The sequence below is a fragment of the Streptococcus sp. 1621 genome, assembly GCF_013276615.1.
GTDB lineage: Bacteria > Bacillota > Bacilli > Lactobacillales > Streptococcaceae > Streptococcus.
Genome location: NZ_VMLJ01000008.1, coordinates 1 through 17,821, shown reverse-complemented (window position 1 = coordinate 17,821; position 17,821 = coordinate 1). Strand labels below are relative to the sequence as shown.

The following is a 17,821-nucleotide window of genomic DNA, read 5'->3' as shown; positions in this document are numbered from 1 at the left end:
CCTTCACAGTTGGAGATGGAGCGCTTGGTGCTTGAGTTTTCAAGTCATCTCTTGCCTCAATAGCACCCTCTAAAGCTGCAAGATAATCTGCTCTGCTTTTTAAATCTCCCGAATCCAACAACCCTTTTATTTTGTCTAATTTTTCTTGATAACTTCGAATAGTTTCTGGTGTTTTCCTATTCTCATCGCTATTTTGTTGATCCAACAGTCTATCATAAGCCTGTTGCAATAATGACTTCGCTATTTGTTTAGTATCTTGAGTAATATTAAAGTTTAGTCCCGTAACTGGTAAAGCGTACTGTAAAAACCTAGATTGATAACTCATTCCCAATTCCAAGTCATTTTCAGAACTAATTCTCACCTTATAAGATGTTACACCTGTAGGTAAATCAATCTCTCTACTTGTAAAACTTCCACCGGTTCCATTAGGTCTATTTCCTGCTTTAGATAGGATTGTTTCAGCATCTTTCTTAGTACCAGTTCCAATGTTAATTGTCCTATTCTTTGTCGTTCCATCGTTAGCTGCAATAACAGTTTTATCTGAATCTTTGGCAGGAGTTTGAGGTGAAAAGCTAGTTGAATAAATAGGAGTTTTAAAGCCGTCCTCATCAGTGAAAACTTCAACCTTATACCGTGCCTTAGTGCCATCAATATCTCCGGTATATCCAGTTTTAAAAGCTACTTGTACTTTCGATCCGTCCTTAGAAGAATAGGCTTTAAAAACTTTCTCTATCCCTCTAAATCCTTTAGTACCTTTGGCTACTTTACTCCCCCTAGGACCTCCTTCTCCACTTGGTTTATAGGGTGTATTATCAACCGATTCTTCATCACGATTTGCTTTTGTTCTAACTTTTGATAAAAACAACATATAGTCATTAGTTCTATCAAAAGATTGTTCAATTGTCCATACAACATTACTTCCAAGGACATTTATCGTCTCTATTGGAAAAACACCCTCATCCGTTTTTCTAGCAATCGCAAACTTGCCTGCTTCACCGTTAGCATCAACCGCTGTCCATCCAGCAAAATCATGGATTTCCCTCACCTCTCCGACAGCAATGCCTGTAGAAGCACCAATTTCGTTCATGTTTTGGATTTTTTCATTATTTTCTACCTTATCTGGTAAGTCCTTCAAGGCTTTAACCAACTCCTCTACACTCGCATCAGCGCTTGGTGCTGTGTAAGTCTGGTGTGCCGATGGATCATCCTTTGCAGCATCTGCATCTGGAGTGGCACTTATATCACGTTTTTTACGTGATTTTGATTTCTTGCTTTCTGTTGTTGCCGCGGGCTTGGTTGTTTCTACTGGTCTAGTAGATTCCTCTTCAACTGTTGCTCTTGTTTGGTCTTTGTTTTCTACGCTATTTGCTTCTGTAGATGGCACCTCAGTATTTTTCTCTGCTGACTTTCCTTCTGTTGCTGAAGCAGTCGATGATACTACTGGCGCTGGAGTGGCAGTAGTAGATGTTTCTTCTTTCTCTTTTGAAACAGTAGGTGATTCGACTGATGATGCGCTTGCATCAGTAGATGTTGGAGTAGTTGTTTCTTCTTGATCTTTCGGAGCAGTAGTCTCACTGCTACCAGAATTTCCATCCAACTGACTGACTACTGGAGTCGCCCCGTAGGTTCCATTCTGGACATCTGGGTCTTTCAGTGGTGAGCCTTGTGTTTCCTCATTAGTTGGGGTTACACCTTGCTCTGTGGCAGACACTGCCCCATTTCCTGGAAGCATGAACAAGGCTGCTACTGCAACACTAGCAGCACCAAAACTAACCTTACGAATCGAAAACCGCAAGCGTTTTTCTCTATCTTCGCTACCTTTATAAAACATATATAATCTTACTCCTTTTGCGATAATTATCTGTTGATATATATTAAGGAGGGCAAATAAAAAGCCCCCCCCCTAAAATTTTTATGTAAATTTTAGACTGGCTTAACTCATTATACTCTTTTTTATTTTATAAATCAAACATTATGAACTCAGCTTGATATGATGCATCTTATCCAATTCTTCTGTTTCACGCGAAACACCCTGCGCCAGGCAAGGTGTTCTTGTTTTTATACTCAATGAAAATCAAAGAGCAAACTAAGAAGCTAGCCGCAGGTTACTCAAAACACTGTTTTGAGGTTGCAGATGGAAGCTGACGTGGTTTGAAGAGATTTTCGAAGAATATTAAACCCCAAATTATTCATATCTCACACTAACCAAACAATTCAAAAACCACCAGAAGAGCCTTAAAATACTGCCCTTCTGGTGATTTTCATTGATAGCTGAGTCTCGAAGAAGGTAGAGTTTAAATTGAAACTACTATCATACAAAACTCTTTGATCCTATTTATTTTTATCACAATTTTGATTTATAGTTCTCCGAATACCTTTTAAATGTGAAAGCATTTCATTGGAGCTTTGAAAAATACATACACTGTTTTTATTCGTATGTTAACTTGATAGAATCTTTGTCTTCAAGCATTTTTTTAATGTTAACGACAGGCAATATGAAGTTGGGGAACTCATTACCCCGAGTAATCATATCAGATACGATAGGCCGAATATAGGACCAAAGAATTGCTAAGCCATTCTCTTTAAGAAAAGTTTCAAAATCAATATCAAATTCTGTCTCATCATATATAAATGAAAATTCTCCAACAATATCTACAATAAGCTCAAAAGCAGAATCATCTGAATCTATATTTCCTTGCTTTGTTATCAAGTTAACATAAGCAAGGTTTTCAGATTTTCTTATTAAAATCTGTGCAGACAATTCAGGATGTAAATTAATAGTACTATTTGTTTGGTCAAAAGTAGGATTTCTTCGGTATGATACTTCATTTAAAAAATAATCTTTAAATTGTAAAGAGGACATTAAGCTGCCACCTCACTATTTTCTTTTGTTGTAATTAAGTTTTCAGAATCTATTGGTAAATATGAAAAACATGACTTCTTGTTTTTTATATTATATTCAGGCATTGCATTTACTTTAGTTACAGAATTCAAATCATCAAACTCTTTTTGATTATTTAATTGAGGAGTAAAATGGATTTCATCTTTATATTTTTTAAGACTTCCTGATATATTCAAATCATAATCAAATTCATTGTTTACTGAATAAATTTTGTTGGCCTTAATATTTTCAACTAATTCTTGGAACATTGGAGAATCCATCAAAGAAAATTCTTCAGTTCCTAAAAAGTTTGACAATAAACTCATAAAAGCCTCCTTATTTATAAAATGTTTGTAATACAATTTAAATCACGGATACAAATTTCCTCTCCATTCTTTCCGTCAATTACTGGTAAAGATGGAATAGCAGTATATGTTTTGGACTGCACTGCTTCATAATTCTTCCCATGCTGAGACGCTAAATCAAGCAACAGTTCAATAATTAATCCTTGATTTTGGTTAAGAAGAGTAGCTCTATTTTTGGCTCCGCTACCTGAAATACCTGCAATCTCACGTTCAATTTGAATAGATGCCGCTTGTCGATATTCCTCTAATAACCTTTGGTTTTTTGGGTTATCTAAAATAAAAATCTTATCTATAGATTTTAGGGTGATTTTAGCATGAATTAACTCAGGCCTAACCCCAGATTTGCTTAGTTCAAATGACTTATACTTTGCGACATAAGCAGAAGCAATCGTTTTACCAGTATCTTTGTTAAAAGGTAGAAAAAAGTAAATACCATTACCCAAATCGTTCGGATGTCTCTGTTTATGAATACCAGGTTTATATTTCTCATAAGAAAACCCAGCAGATAGAATCTTTTCTTTCCTTTTATTGGTGGTGCCGTGCCACCCACTATATTGTAGCATAGAACCTCCTGATGAAGCTACTAGCTTAATTATACTGTTAAAGCTTAGATAATTCAACTATTACGGGCTTTTTTGAAAAAATTCTAGCGATTTCCAGAACGTAACTGAGCATTAAGACAATAACTACCTCACCTTATCATGCCGAAATTATCGGATTTTATCAGAATTAAAACCCCATAAAATCGGGCTTTTTTGAAGAATAGAGTGAATTGGAACTAGAACAGTACACTTCGACTACTAAAACATTGCTAGAAATTAATTTGACTTTCCTAATCAATTTGTTCAAATCTTATTTCAATCTACTATAAAAAAACACAAGCCTAAGCCTGCGGAAACATTATCTATTCTAAATAGTCTTTTTCTGTTATGACTCTTAATCTAGTAGAATAATTCTGGAATGTTGAGAATTTAAAGCGTTTAGGATCTTCAAGTTTGTTTCTATCGTTCATTTCTAAAGCACGGTTATAGTCTATAATAGCTTTCACTAACTTATTGATTATAGCTTTATCATTATCCATTACTTTATAATAATCTTCGACTTTCCGAAGGCGAAAAGTGGTATTTAGTAAATAACTTTTATCTTCTAAAATCAATGTTTTACCAATATCTAATCCTTCAACATATCCTTCTTTTGCTGAATTTCTAAGCTTATACTTCAATTGATACTTTTTAGGAATGTAACTTCTAAATGGAATCAAGAAAGTTAGCCCCTGTATTTTGACAACAGTTACCGCAAATCCCCTTCCTTTATTCATTACTTCCTTCGTCTTAAAGTCATAGTCCATCGCTTGAATAAGGTCGTAATCCTTGCACATTTTTAAATCAATTTGACCTAATTTTAACTTTTTGCTTTTCATTTCTATTCCCTAGATAAAAAGCTCACTAAAAAGTGAGCAACATTTCCAATGAGATACTTCTGTTGACGAGCGCGTCTCTCCGCCCCCTCATTGCCTCACGAAAAGGCTAGACGAATCGAAAGGAGGTGAGTTTTCCTGTTTTCAATTCTACTTATTCTTACACATTTTTTTAATTTTGTCAAACAAAAAAACGCAAGCCTAAGCCTGCGGTGAGTGTAATCTATTTTGAAATTTTTAAATAAAAAAGGAGCATTTAAGCCCCTCCTTTGAAATAACGGACCCTTTGGCTGGTCGGTGTACCCAGCATCTCAGATACCCTTTTGCAAGGTGTGGCAGGAACCTTTCTGCCCTCAAATGTCTTTCGTTAATGTTATTCTAGCACTATCTAATTTTTTGTCAAGTTTTCTCAATCTACCAGACTTGATACGTATTAGCTACACCCTCAACAAACTTAAAAAAGTTCTCTTATCTGAAACCATCACAAAAAAACACTTGTTTTACTAATTTTAAGTGTACCACAATACCTCCAATTGCTAATCGATAGAATTGCTCTTAGGAAACATTCCCTTTCTGCTATTCTAGCATAAGTTTGTCTAACTGTGGCATTTGAAACTAGATAATTCTTCTGTTTCACGCGAAACACCCTGCGCCAGGCAAGGTGTTCTTGTTTTTAAGTTGTATAAATCGTTGAAGCTGTCGCAATGGTATGCCATTGGTTGGCTGTTGTGGCTGCGAAGCCCTTGTCTGCGTAGAAGTCGTTAAATGGCAGGATTTCCACTTCCAGCTCGTCGATGCGGTCAAGCTGACCAGCCAGATAAGCCTCGATACGGCTTTCTGCTCGCTTGATGCGTTGCAAGAGTCCGCCCATACGGATGTCAACTGTATCCAAACCAAAGACCTTGTTTTCTTTCAGCCATTGGTGGCTAAAGAGGGCATGGAAGTGCTCAATTTGGCTTCTGAGTTCTGGTAATTCTTGTCTTGCGATTTCTTGCAGACTTTCTTTATCATCCGTTTGGTAAGCCTGACGAATGCATCTTCCCACATCTACTTTGCTACTTAAAATAGCATTCAACTGGGCCTGAGTTTCAAAGAGGTAGGCATAGTTGCCAGCTTTTTCTTTAATGTTAGCAAGGGTCTCAGCTGCCTGAGCAAAGTGTGGTTTGTCCTGTTCAGGTGTCATGTGTCGGTCAAGGATCGGACAGAGGACATCCTGATAAAAGACATAGCGGTTAGGATTGATGCCACTGAGATTGCCTGGCAAGTCTGGCAAGAGGTTGGCAAGGTCAATCTGCATGAAATCCTCAACTGATAAACCTGTATTGGTCTTGAAGTGTGCAGACAAACGGTCTAGGTCATTGCGATAGCTGAGTTCTGCCCAGATTTGCAAGCTTGGGAGAATAGAAAACTGGGCAGTTTCACCACCATTGTCTCCCCAACCAGTTACGATGACTTCTTTAATCTGATTGGCACGGCAGGCTTTATTAGCCTCGATAGCCACTAGACGGCTAAAATGGTTGTGAGGTGTAAATCCAATCCACTTCCAAGCACCTCCTGCGAAGGCAAGATCATGGCTAATCTTGTGGTGGTTGCGGAAATTGCGATTGTATTTTTCCTCGCTATCCTGATAATAGTCCCAGTAAACCAAGGTCACTCGGTCTTTGAGACGGTCTAGGTAGACACGCGTTTCCTCTGGAATTTCCACATCACGGTCGTACTGGCCATCTGCTGACATAAGTTTAAAGAACATATCGCTCCACATCTGGCAGTGGAAACCATACTTGTCAGCAATATCCAGCACGCGCTCCAAGTGTTGACACATTAGGAGACTACGATCCACAACACCGTTCAGAATCAAGTAACGTCCCAAACCAACCAAGTGGGCTTCGTCCATCCCGATATTGACCTTGCGAGTTTGTAGCTTAGACAGGGTGGCAAACATGCCATCAATCAGGTCATAAACCTTTTCTTCGCCAATGAGGAGAATGTCCTCTACATCACGGAGTTCTTGCACTTCCTTGACACCCCATTTGACAAAGGCTGACAAGTGGGCCAAGGTCTGAATACAAGGCACAAAGGTCATGTCAAACTGCTGGGCATAGGCTTCGATTTCCTGCAACTCCTCAGCTGAGTAGGCTCCACGGAAATAGCCAAAGTAAGGCTGCCCTTCAATCTGGTAAGTGTCTTCCATGTAAAGTTCAAAGGTTGAATAGCCCATGAGAGCTAAGAGTTCAATCATCTGCTTGGCAGAAGCGACATTCAGCACCGCATTGCGCGAACAGTCAGCCATATAGGCTAAATCTTCGTAAGCTGCTTGTTCCTCAATCTCTACTTTATCACCTTCTACTAGAGCTGTTGCCAACAAGGACAAGGCACGATAAAGTTGGTGAGGTTTGCGGTAGGTCAATTGATAGTGACCATCCTCACCCTTGATAGAGATAGAAGCTTGATCAGACTGAGTGACTAACACCTCAACATCTGGTAAAGAAATATGCTTTGTCAGCAAGTCGATTGCCTGAGTTTGTTTGGGACTAAGCCCTGTAAATCTTACCATTGGTTTTCCTCCTGTAACCAGTTGACAAAGGCACCGTAGAGATTAGCATCTGCATGATAGGTGCAGGCTTGGATGACAGGTGCGACCGTGTATTCTTCGTAGGTTTCGACAAATTCATCGACAGCTTTTTTAATCCCTTGAATAAAATCTGGATTTTGACTGATAGAGCCTCCCAGACTGATGACATCTGGATCGATGAGATACTGGATATTGAGCAAGCCTTGCGCCAGATTACGGTTCATGCGCTCAATAGCTTCTTGGCAAAGGGCATTTCCTACTTCGGCCTCTTGGTAAATCTTGCGACCGTTCCAATTAGTCTGACCAGATTTTTCAATCACGTATCGCACCATATTCCCAGTTGACGCTAGTTGCGACCAGTTGTTGAGCTTTTCAGCAGGGGCAAGGGTGGTCATGTAGCCAAATTCTCCACCCAGACCGTGGCGACCTCGATGAAGTCTACCATTGATAATCATGGCTCCGCCAATCCCTGTCCCAATCACGACACAGGCTGCATTTTCAAGTTCTGGTTGAGCCAGTAATTCACTGAGTCCCACGCAGTTTGCATCATTTTCTAAATGGATAGGTAGCTGATAAGAGCTAAACACCTCATACCAAGAAAAGCCGTGGATATAAGGCACCGCACTGAAGCCATCAATCACACCTGTCTCTTGATTGACCGCACCTGGAACGCTCATAGCAATCCCACTGTAATCCTGCTCTGACAAGCGCTGGTCTAGCCAAGCTAATAAATCCTCCAAGCTTTCTGGTGTTGGAATGCTTGTCTTATCTAGTATTTTCCCATCAGGAGTCAGACTGGCAAACTTAATCCCAGTCCCTCCGATATCAATCGTTGCAATGGTCATTTTTTTTACCATAAAAAGGGGCAAATCAGCAGTTAATTCTTACCTTTTCGCCCCTCCTTTCTTTTGATGTTTACTTTTTGAAATTAAATTTCTTCTTTTTTAATCAATTCTGTACGAATCTCTTGTGGTGAAATGAAGCCTCTATGAACTGGATATGGTTGTTCAAGTAGGTCAAGGAAGAGATGTTGACTTTCCGGTACACGTACATTTTCACTACACATATTGTAGTAACGAAGTACATAGCCTTCTTCATTTTCAGCTACCTTAAAGGCTGTTGGACAGATTTGCGGTATGCTAAGAACAGAATGGCTCAAGAGGCTACCAGTCGCAGCCACGCTTCCTTCTTGTCTAGCAAGCTGAAGGCTGGTAAACGGTGTCTGCAAGGCTTTAGCTCGACGATAAGCTGAGAAGCGTTCTTGGGCTTGGTGGCACTCAAGCGCAAACTCGACTTCAAATTCACGCAAGCATTGTGCTTCTGGTGTTGGGAAGTAGCCCCAGTCACCTAGCTCACCTGATGCACGCAAAATAGTCACTGCAATGGTGTCGTCTCCAAGGATTTCGTATTCATTCAATCCCTTGTTGGATACGGTCACACCTTTTTCATCGTCATACAGACTAACAAAGGCTTGTTGGTGTTGAGGATTTTCAGGATTTTCCCATGAAGCAGCTGGTTTGTTTGGTCGTGTCACCACCTCATAGATGCTTTCAGAATCATTGCTTGGACGCGTGTTGTGAGTCTTAACCAAAAGACGGATACGGTGATCTTTGGCAGTGTTAGTAAAGCGAGTCTTGCAACGGATTTGTGGATTATCAACGAAGACAGTCAACTCAGTTTCCAGAGGAATGCTTGTCAACTCTTCTGAACGTCCCGCCTCACGCTTCATAAACTCGATGATGCCTTTTTGCTCTTCTTCTAGCTTTTCATCTGCACTGACAGGCACGGTCAATTCATGTTTGAGCAAAATCTTAGCGTAGCGAGCCGTGTTTTCCAAGACCTCATATCCCTTAAGCTCTGCATAGATTGGCTCTGTTCCTTTTGGTTGGAAATAGATATACTCGTTTCCGATGTCACCACGGTCTTCGAAGCGGATAAAATCTTCATAGGCTTCGTGAGTTGTCTTGTCATAGACTGTGATATTGTCATCTACACTCACCGTTACAAATGGCGTATCAATCACTCCGTTTTGGTAAATGCCTTCGCGGTGTTCTTGTTCTCCTTCCAGCAATTGGAAAGTTGTCCAAGAAAGTGGCGCTAGGTGAACTGGAATGGTTACGCGCACTTGTCGAGCGATACGAGCTTGGCGAAACTTATCTTTTGGTAAATCGTACTCAAAATTAGCTCCGAGATCTTCGATTTTAGCCTCTACAGGACGCCCATCCAAGTCCTCCACACGGTAGCTTGGCAAGGTAAGAGCTGCCATCTTCTTATAGCCTTCTGTTGGATGCAATTCCTTGAAATCACAAGTCGCAACATCAATCACTGTGCTGACAGTATCAACCTTATCATGCAAACCTGTGTTAATGACAGTAAAGAGATAATCACTTTGAACCTTAGACGTAGCGATTTTACCCTTCCATTCGTTAAGAAGATTGCTCTTAACAAAGGTTCCGACTTGGTTAACCTTGGCAAAACGAGTTTCCATCTCACGGTGAACTTCGTCCACGCTACAGCCACAGATACTATCATGCGGCGCATTTTGCAAAAGAGTTTTCCAAGCATAGGTCAACTGGTCCTTGTGGTTATGACCCCCAGTGATAATAGTTAGTGGCTCCACTACTTGCTCTAGGAGGTTGCTATTTTCTTGGAAGGCTTGTTTGAGATAAATACGAGATGAAGAAGTGTTGGCAAGTGTGTACCAGCCGTCTGTTTCCTGACTGGTCAACTCACCTGTAACCGTTGATAACTGCTCTGGTAGGGCACTTTCCACGGCTTGGACATATTCATCAAAAGAACTATGAACAAAGGTTACATCTGGGAAGAGTTCATTTGCTACACGAATGGCTTCGCTCAGATTTTTCTGAACAGGCTGGTGGTCACAGCCATTCATCATCAACCATTGGTTGGTCGAAGCATAGTCACGCACGTCTGCCAGTTTTTGTTTCCAGAAGGTCAAGGCCTCGTCTTTATCAACTGGAATTTCATTCCCATTACTGTACCAGTTGGCAAAGAGGATACCGAGGACACGACTACCATCCGCACCCTGCCAGTACATTTCTGAAAACTGGGATGTAAACTGCTCATCTTCGAGGACTTGGTTGTCAAATCCAATCGGCTTCACACCACGACCAAAGGCCGCCACGTGAATGCCTGATTTTTGAAGAATTTGAGGCGCTTGTCCCATATTTCCAAAGGTATCTGGGAAGTAACCAATCTGAGTTGACTTGCCCCATTTTGCACATTCTGCTTGACCAATCAAGGTATTGCGGACATTGGCTTCACTTGAAATCAAATAATCATCCTGCAAAATGTAAAAGGGACCAATTTTCAATTTTCCTTCGTCAATGTAGCGTTGAACTTTGTCACGATTTTCAGGGCGAATTTGCAAGTAGTCGTCAAGGACAATAGTTTGTCCATCCAAGTGGAAACTCTTGAACTCAGGGTCATTTTCAAAGAGATCAAAGAGATTGTCAAACAATTCCACCAACTGCATACGGTGGCTTTCAAAAGGCAAGTACCACTCACGATCCCAGTGACTATGTGAGATAATATGTACGACAACATTTTCCATGAAGTAAAACCTCATTCTAAATTTAAATTTTAACGTTTTAAATGTAAAGGTGTGATTCTGACAAGAATCGGTTGCGCGAAAGCGCGCTCCTTAGCGGATATCCAAGTAATCCAAGACCAACTCACAGAACATCATGTTAGCCCAAGAGAACCATTCACGAGAGTAGAGAGTTGGGTCATCTACGTGAAAGCTTTCATGCATAACACCTGTACCACCATCGCAAGCAACCAGCTGATCCAGCAAGAATTTCTTCTCTGCCTTGTCTGTTGTTGTCAAGCCTTGGATAGAAAGGGCGATTGGCCAGATATAGCGATAGAAGGTATGAGAACTTCCGAGACCGCTAGCGTATTCTCCTTGATAGAAGTAGGGATTTTCAGGGCTCAGAATGGTACGACGAGTTGCTTGATAAACCTCATCGTTGACATCGCAGTAGCCCAGATAAGGTGCAGCCAGCAGACTTGGTACGTTTGGATCATCCATGATGCTAGCATTTCCCAAACCATCCACTTCAAAGGCATAAATCTTTTCGCCCTTGCTGTTGGTGGTGTAAGCGTAGTTTTCGATTCCTTCTTGGATTTCAGACTGGAGGCGCTTGGCATCAGCAATAATGCTCTGGCTATCAGCTAGGTCTAGTTCGACAAAGATTTCTTGCACATAACCCAAGACTACTACAGCAAACATATTTGACGGAATCAAGTAACTATACTGACAGCAGTCATCGCTCGGACGAAAGGCTGACCAAGTCATACCTGTCACTGCAAAATCAGGTCCAAAGCCATCATTTACCAAGGTGTCTTCCTTGCGGTCCGTATCTCGGACAAAATGATAAGGAGAGTTCTTGTGGTCTTGTTCCACCGTCCAAAGATGGAGAATTTCCTTAGTCGCTGCGACAAAAATCTCATCGAACTGACTAGTCTCGCCAGTTTCTTTCCAGAGGAGATAGGCCAGCTGCAAAGGATAGCAAAGCGAGTCCACCTCGTACTTGCGTTCCCAAATCCAGCCATTAAGGTCTGTGTGGTCAGTCTCATGGTGCCCCTTCCAGTTTTCCTCAATGTTGAAGGAATTGGCATAAGGATCCTTGAGTACCAAGGTCATCTGACGTTTGACCAAACCTGCAATGGTCTGACGCAGGAGGGCATCTCTTTTAGCCACATGCAGGTAGGGTCTGAGTTGAGCTGTCGAATCCCGAAGCCACATAGCAGGAATATCTCCAGTCAAGACAAAAGTTGAACCGTCTTCTAGGATTTCAACCGTATTGTCCAAGGTGTCGGTGTAGCAACGCTCGAAAACATCCACCCACTCTGGATGGTCCTTAGCACGTTCTGCTACTTCACCTAGCCATTCTCTAACAATTTCTTTTGAATAAATCATCGTGCAGTATCCTCTTTCAAACAAGTTTCATTTTCAGTATATAGCTTTTGAGACAGAAAATACATACACAAATGATAGTCATTTTTCTACAAAATAGTTATCTTTGAAACTCCTTTTCTAAAGGCTATCTTTTTCTGATATAATGTAGAAAAACAGCTAAAGGAAAGACTATGAAACCACTACTTGAAAGCATCAATACCCGATTTGGAACTGCCAGCAAGCATGCCTTTTCTCGGGGAAATACCCTGCCATACACAGGCGTGCCTTTTGGGATGAATTACTTTGTACCCCAGACCAGTGACCAGGAGGGCTCTTGGTTTTTCGATCCGCATCTGCCTATCTTTCAGGGGATTCGACTAACCCACCAGCCCAGTCCTTGGATTGGGGACTACTCTTGGCTCCTCCTGACTCCTGTCACAGGCCAGCTAGGTGGAGACAGCCTCTTCCATCGTCAGTCTTCCTATGATATGGATAAGGCCTCTTTCCAACCTCATTATCTGAAAATTTTCTCCCTGCGCTATCAGATTGAAACCCAGCTCACACCGACTTGCTACGGTGCTTCTATTCGTTTGGAGCAAAAGCAAGGCAAAGCCCTCTCCCTCTATCTTCACGCAGCAGATGAACTGACCGTGGAGCAAGTAGATAAGAGGAATCTTGCCCTACGACAAGAAGGAAAAACTGAAACCAACAAAAATCCACTAACGATGTTCACTGCCCTGCAAATGAATACGGATGTTCTTGCTATCAGCCAAGAAGGTGGGGACTGGCGAATTGACTTAGCAAGTAGTCATGCTGAAATTCAGCTAGCCACTTCTTTCATCTCTCACTCTCAAGCTGTTCTTAATCTACCTCCAGACGATTTTGATAACTGTAAAACAAATGCCCAAGCGGACTGGGAAAATCTCCTCCATCGTTTTGACGTTATAGAGACAGGAGAGGCTGACCGAACCTTCTTTGACCACTGCCTCTACAGACTCTTCCTCTTCCCACAGACTTTTTATGAGGTTGATGAGTCAAGGCAAGCCATCCACATGGATCTGGCTACTGGTACTGTCAAGCCCGGGGTTCTCTTCAGCAACAATGGTTTCTGGGATACCTTCCGCACCACCTTCCCCCTCTTTGCCCTTATCATACCGGAACACTATCGTCGCTTTTTAGAAGGATTTCTCAATAGCTACCGCGATACTGGTTACCTTCCAAAGTGGTTGGCTCCAGATGAACGTGGCATGATGCCGGGTACTCTTTTAGACGGCATTATCGCAGATAGCGCCTGCAAGGACATGGCTCCCAACTTGGAAGAAGAACTCCTTCAAGCCATGCTTGAAACAGCCAGCAAGTTCGACCCTCTCGGCATCAATGGTCGCCACGGACTAGCCCAATACCAAGAACTAGGCTACCTCTCTACCGACAACCACGAAAGTGTCAGTCATACCCTAGACTATGCCTATAGTGACTTTTGTATCGCCAGCTGTGCCAAAAAACTTGGTCAGAATGACATCGCGGAAACCTATAGGACTGCTTCACAAAATTACCGCCATCTATTTGATGCTGAGACAGGTTACATGCGAGCGCGAGACAAGCAAGGCAACTTCCGCCCTGACTTCTCTCCTTATAGTTGGGGACGTGATTATGCCGAATGCTCTGCCATTCAAGCGACTTTAGGCGTCCTCCACGACATCCCAGACTTAATCCAACTTATGGGTGGAAAAGAAGCCTTCAGCAACTATCTTTTGAAAGCCTGTCAAGATGCTCCCCTCTTTGAGACAACAGGCTATGGTTACGAGATTCACGAAATGAGCGAAATGGCTACTGCTCCTTTTGGACAAATAGCTATTTCCAACCAGCCTAGCTTCCACATTCCTTATCTCTTCCGCTACAGTAACTACCCTGACTATACTGCCCTTCTTATCAAGACACTCCGTCAGAAAGCCTTTCATCCAAGCTGGCAAGCCTATCCTGGCGATGAAGACAATGGTAGTCTCTCTGCTTGGTACATCTGGTCAGCTCTCGGATTTTATCCGACCTGTCCAGGAAAATCAATCTATGATCTCGGAATCCCTCTCTTTGACCATCTCCGTATCTACCTTGCTAAAGAAAATAAATGGCTAGATATTCATACGGAGCAAAACCACAGCCACTTCAACTTTGTCAAAGAATGCCGACTGGACAAAAAACTAGTATCAACTATTCAACACCAAGATCTCCTAAAAGTTGAGCAGTTAACCTTTACCCTCAGCTGGTTACCAAGTCAGCCGTTCACTTCCTGAAATACAAAAGTAAGCGCGTCATAACAAGGTATCTATCATTCATGGAAGACCTCCTGTATACTATTCGTAAAGTAAAACTATTGGAGGATATTGTAATACCACAGCCTATTGTTCCTGTAGAGATTCCACAATCTCGTCCTTTTTATTCTAAAAAGAGAAATGATATTCTGCTTAAAGTTCGTATTGGCAAGCTTGAACTAAGTTTTTTTCAATCTCTCAATCTCGAAATGGTAGAACGGCTTTTGGATAAGGTGTTGCTTTATGACAATTCATCTATCTAGCCTAGGGCAGGTCTATCTCGTATGTGGGAAAACGGATATGAGACAAGGCATTGATTCACTGGCTTATCTCGTTAAAACCAACTTTGAATTGGATCCTTTCTCAGATCAAGTCTTTCTCTTTTGTGGTGGACGTAAAGACCGCTTTAAAGCCCTTTACTGGGATGGTCAAAGATTTTGGCTACTTTATAAACGCTTTGAGAATGGTAAACTGACTTGGCCAAGTACAGAAAAGGATGTCAAAGCTCTCACGCCTGAACAAGTAGATTGGCTTATGAAGGGCTTTTCTATCACTCCCCAAATAAATTCATCAGAAAGTCGTGATTTCTATTTAAATGAGGACTTTCTTTTTAGTATAATAAAGTTAGAAAACAGAGAGGGAAGATGATGAAAGACTTATTAAAAATCATTCAACAACAGAGTGCTACAATTGATAGTCTCACCAATGAACTTACCCTTCTGCGTGAACAAGTGGCTTATCTAACGCAAAAGCTCTATGGAAAATCCTCTGAGAAAAGTGTTTGTCCATCTGGACAAGTCAGCCTTTTTGAGGAGGAAGCTTCATCTGATGAAGATGGAGAGGTTCCCAGTTGAAAGAGAAGAAATCACCTATAAACGTAAGAAAGCTAAAGGGAAACGTCAAGCTCTTCTTGCCCAATTTGATTCAGAAGAAGTTCATCATCGCTTAGAGGACTGCATTTGCCCTGACTGTCAGGGAGAGCTAAAAGAGATTGGAGCGAGTTTTCAAGGACAAGAATTAGTCTTTATTCCTGCGCAATTAAAACGAATAGATCATACCCAACACGCTTATAAGTGCCAAGCATGCAGTGAGAAAAATCCGAGTGATAAAATTGTGAAAGCTCCTATCCCTAAAGCCCCTTTGGCGCATAGCCTTGGCTCAGCTTCTATTATCGCTCACACCATCCATCAGAAGTTTAATCTGAAGGTCCCCAATTATCGCCAAGAAGAAGATTGGGCTAAGATGGGTTTACCAATCACACGTAAGGAAATCTCTAATTGGCATATCAAGGCGAGTCAATACTATTTGGAGCCCCTCTATAACCTCTTGCGAGAGAGACTATTGACTCAGCCCTTACTTCATGCGGATGAAACTTCTTATAGGGTGCTAGAGAGTGATAGCCATCTGACCTACTATTGGACTTTTTTGTCTGGGAAAGCTGAGAAGCAAGGAATCACGCTGTACCACCATGATCAGCGTCGAAGTGGTTCAGTAGTACAAGAATTCCTAGGAGATTATTCTGGATATGTGCATTGTGACATGTTACGGCAGTAACTTAGGACTTTAGTCCTCTAGTTCTGCCTATGGGATAGCAGTCCAAGGTTTAGGAGCAAGGCGACGCTAAGCTTGGTAAACTGCGAACCGCTAGAAGCTTATCGTCAACTGGAAGAAGCTGAACTTGTTGGATGTTGGGCGCATGTGAGAAGGAAGTTTTTTGAATCCACCCCCAAGCAAGCAGATAAGTCATCCTTAGGAGCTAAAGGTTTAGCTTATTGTGACCAGTTATTTGCCTTGGAAAGAGACTGGGAGGTTTTGCCAGCTGATGAACGACTACAGAAACGTCAAGAAGAGCTCCAACCCCTAATGGAAGACTTCTTTGCTTGGTGTCGGCGTCAGTCAGTTTTACCTGGTTCAAAACTAGGAAGGGCAATTGAATACAGTCTCAAGTATGAAGAAACCTTTAAGGCCATTTTGAAAGACGGACATCTGGTCCTTTCCAATAATCTAGCTGAACGCGCCATTAAATCATTGGTTATGGGACGGAGTAAAAGAGTCCAGTGGACTCTTTTAGCCTGAGCTCAGTTTAAAAAAGCGAGGGTGGTTGTTTTCTCAAAGTTTTGAAGGAGCTAAAGCAAGAGCTATTATTATGAGCTTATTGGAAATAGCTAAACGTCATCAACTAAATAGTGAGAAATATCTATCCTATCTTCTAGAATGTCTTCCAAACGAGGAAACTCTCGTAAACAAAGAGGTTTTAGAGGCTTATTTACCATGGACTAAAGTTGTACAAGAAAAGTGCAAATAAGAAATCTCCAGATTAGGAACTATCCGTGAGTTCTCTAGTCTGGAGATTTTTCAATAGACTTCGTTATTGGGCGGTTACGTTACGGAAGAAAAAGTTTCAAAATGATAAAAACGCATAATACCTTGCCTTAAAAAGCTTGATATTATGCGTTTTATCAGAGAAAGATTTTCTGAATGTTCACCTCAAATTGAGTTTTTCCAACATTCTTTCAATCACTATTCTAGCTAGTTTACGACTCGTCTAAACTTTGCTTATCTTAGCTGAGCAAGAATAGCTTTGAGTTTCTCAATCAACTCATCTTCTGTGTGGTCAGACTCTTTCTCATTGGCTAGGAAGGCAACTGCTTGAGCGAGTGCTTCTCGTGCTTGGTCGAGAACTTTCGCATCTACACTTGTAGAATCCAATTCTGCTTCAAGCTTGCTTAGTTCCTTGAGTAATTTCTTGAGTTCTGACTCTTTCTTACGACGAGCGATGAGGAAGAGAAGGAGACCAAGGAGGGCAATTAGACTGCCAAGCATTACTACATATGAAAATTCAGTAGTTGTCTGACTATCGTATTTCATCTGATCTTTTTCTTGATTTTGCTGGTCTTCTTTCACACCTTTCAAGGAGTCTATTACCTCTCTCATTCTTCTAACAATATCACGCAAATCGAACCCTGTCAAACTTTCGTCATTAAGAGCTTGTTTAATCTCTGTAAGAAGAGCTTTAGCTGACTCAAGCGTTGTACTATCTATACCATCCAAGTCTTTCAAACGAGTTTCCAGTTCTTCAACCAATCGAGCAAGCTCAGACTTGTCAACAGGACGAGTCTCGCTAGGAGTCACCGTATTGCCTGAATTGTTTGGAGTGTTTGTAGAAACTGGTGTTTCTTGAGCTGGAGTACTTGCTTGAGCCTGTCCAACAGTAGACGATGGAGTAGCAGGAATGATGTTGCTACTATCGTCTGTCGTCACACCAGGGACTGGAGTGTTACCACTATTATCTGGTGTCATTCCGTCTGTTGATACTGGTGCCTCTAATCCTTGTTTTGCTTGCGCTGTTGCTGCTG

General features: G+C 41.6%; 14 protein-coding genes and 1 pseudogene. 5 read left to right on the top strand and 10 right to left on the bottom strand.

Annotation, left to right across the window (positions count from 1 at the left end; translation table 11 throughout):
• The 9 genes from HT697_RS01730 to HT697_RS01690 form a co-directional block, all read right to left on the bottom strand.
• Positions 1–1,831: YSIRK-type signal peptide-containing protein (locus tag HT697_RS01730; RefSeq protein ID WP_173261883.1), on the bottom strand; the 1,831-nt coding region annotated here is incomplete at its 3' end.
• A gap of 597 nt (positions 1,832–2,428) precedes the next feature.
• Complete coding sequence (locus HT697_RS01725) at positions 2,429–2,863, bottom strand: protein-export chaperone SecB (protein ID WP_054388361.1); 435 nt, start codon at positions 2,861–2,863, stop codon at positions 2,429–2,431.
• On the bottom strand, positions 2,863–3,207 hold the full coding sequence (locus HT697_RS01720) for a hypothetical protein (RefSeq protein WP_050252545.1): 345 nt from the start codon (positions 3,205–3,207) through the stop codon (positions 2,863–2,865). The genes HT697_RS01725 and HT697_RS01720 overlap by 1 nt, the downstream gene beginning before the upstream one ends.
• A gap of 14 nt (positions 3,208–3,221) precedes the next feature.
• Positions 3,222–3,809, bottom strand: a complete 588-nt coding sequence (locus HT697_RS01715; protein ID WP_173261880.1) for a hypothetical protein — start codon at positions 3,807–3,809, stop codon at positions 3,222–3,224.
• A 341-nt stretch (positions 3,810–4,150) separates the two neighbouring features.
• Entirely contained in the window at positions 4,151–4,666 is a 516-nt protein-coding gene (locus HT697_RS01710) for a hypothetical protein (RefSeq protein ID WP_050242789.1), read from the bottom strand.
• A 670-nt stretch (positions 4,667–5,336) separates the two neighbouring features.
• The gene (locus HT697_RS01705) at positions 5,337–7,217 is read right to left on the bottom strand and encodes a beta-N-acetylhexosaminidase (protein ID WP_173261877.1); all 1,881 of its coding nucleotides are present in this window, start codon (positions 7,215–7,217) and stop codon (positions 5,337–5,339) included.
• Entirely contained in the window at positions 7,211–8,080 is an 870-nt protein-coding gene (locus tag HT697_RS01700) for an ROK family protein (RefSeq protein WP_173261873.1), read from the bottom strand. Before HT697_RS01700 ends, HT697_RS01705 begins: the two co-directional genes overlap by 7 nt.
• Positions 8,081–8,163: 83 nt before the next feature.
• Positions 8,164–10,809 carry an alpha-mannosidase gene (locus HT697_RS01695; protein ID WP_173261870.1) on the bottom strand — a complete coding sequence of 882 codons (2,646 nt, stop codon included), beginning with the start codon at positions 10,807–10,809 and terminating at the stop codon, positions 8,164–8,166.
• 90 nt (positions 10,810–10,899) lie between these two features.
• A complete protein-coding gene (locus HT697_RS01690) occupies positions 10,900–12,180 on the bottom strand; it encodes a glycoside hydrolase family 125 protein (protein WP_173261866.1) in 1,281 nt (426 codons plus the stop codon).
• Between the two features lie 170 nt (positions 12,181–12,350).
• On the opposite strand from HT697_RS01690, the gene HT697_RS01685 reads away from it, so the two are divergent.
• From HT697_RS01685 to HT697_RS10495, 5 genes and pseudogenes are all read left to right on the top strand, one after another.
• Complete coding sequence (locus tag HT697_RS01685) at positions 12,351–14,447, top strand: GH92 family glycosyl hydrolase (protein WP_173218606.1); 2,097 nt, start codon at positions 12,351–12,353, stop codon at positions 14,445–14,447.
• A 95-nt stretch (positions 14,448–14,542) separates the two neighbouring features.
• Entirely contained in the window at positions 14,543–14,728 is a 186-nt protein-coding gene (locus HT697_RS01680) for a hypothetical protein (protein ID WP_173218616.1), read from the top strand.
• A complete protein-coding gene (tnpB, locus tag HT697_RS01675; protein WP_240147151.1) occupies positions 14,709–15,113 on the top strand; it encodes an IS66 family insertion sequence element accessory protein TnpB in 405 nt (134 codons plus the stop codon). Before HT697_RS01680 ends, tnpB begins: the two co-directional genes overlap by 20 nt.
• Positions 15,113–15,319 (top strand): transposase, encoded by a 207-nt coding sequence (locus HT697_RS01670; protein ID WP_101514840.1) that lies wholly within the window; start codon positions 15,113–15,115, stop codon positions 15,317–15,319. The genes tnpB and HT697_RS01670 overlap by 1 nt, the downstream gene beginning before the upstream one ends.
• Positions 15,294–16,770: pseudogene (locus HT697_RS10495) on the top strand (IS66 family transposase). The gene HT697_RS01670 and the pseudogene HT697_RS10495 overlap by 26 nt, the downstream one beginning before the upstream one ends.
• A 251-nt stretch (positions 16,771–17,021) precedes the next feature.
• Here HT697_RS10495 and HT697_RS01650 read toward each other — a convergent pair.
• The coding region (locus tag HT697_RS01650; protein WP_188111596.1) for a hypothetical protein at positions 17,022–17,821 on the bottom strand (800 nt) is incomplete at its 5' end.

What these genes read in the sequence shown, in the direction of transcription:
- tnpB (WP_240147151.1), top strand. Translation starts at nt 14,709, where the DNA reads ATGACAATTCATCTATCTAGCCTAGGGCAGGTCTATCTCGTATGTGGG.
- HT697_RS01685 (WP_173218606.1), top strand. Translation starts at nt 12,351, where the DNA reads ATGAAACCACTACTTGAAAGCATCAATACCCGATTTGGAACTGCCAGC.
- HT697_RS01670 (WP_101514840.1), top strand. Translation starts at nt 15,113, where the DNA reads ATGAAAGACTTATTAAAAATCATTCAACAACAGAGTGCTACAATTGAT.
- HT697_RS01725 (WP_054388361.1), bottom strand. Translation starts at nt 2,863, where the DNA reads ATGTCCTCTTTACAATTTAAAGATTATTTTTTAAATGAAGTATCATAC.
- HT697_RS01715 (WP_173261880.1), bottom strand. Translation starts at nt 3,809, where the DNA reads ATGCTACAATATAGTGGGTGGCACGGCACCACCAATAAAAGGAAAGAA.
- HT697_RS01705 (WP_173261877.1), bottom strand. Translation starts at nt 7,217, where the DNA reads ATGGTAAGATTTACAGGGCTTAGTCCCAAACAAACTCAGGCAATCGAC.
- HT697_RS01695 (WP_173261870.1), bottom strand. Translation starts at nt 10,809, where the DNA reads ATGGAAAATGTTGTCGTACATATTATCTCACATAGTCACTGGGATCGT.
- HT697_RS01690 (WP_173261866.1), bottom strand. Translation starts at nt 12,180, where the DNA reads ATGATTTATTCAAAAGAAATTGTTAGAGAATGGCTAGGTGAAGTAGCA.
- HT697_RS01700 (WP_173261873.1), bottom strand. Translation starts at nt 8,080, where the DNA reads ATGACCATTGCAACGATTGATATCGGAGGGACTGGGATTAAGTTTGCC.
- HT697_RS01720 (WP_050252545.1), bottom strand. Translation starts at nt 3,207, where the DNA reads ATGAGTTTATTGTCAAACTTTTTAGGAACTGAAGAATTTTCTTTGATG.
- HT697_RS01710 (WP_050242789.1), bottom strand. Translation starts at nt 4,666, where the DNA reads ATGAAAAGCAAAAAGTTAAAATTAGGTCAAATTGATTTAAAAATGTGC.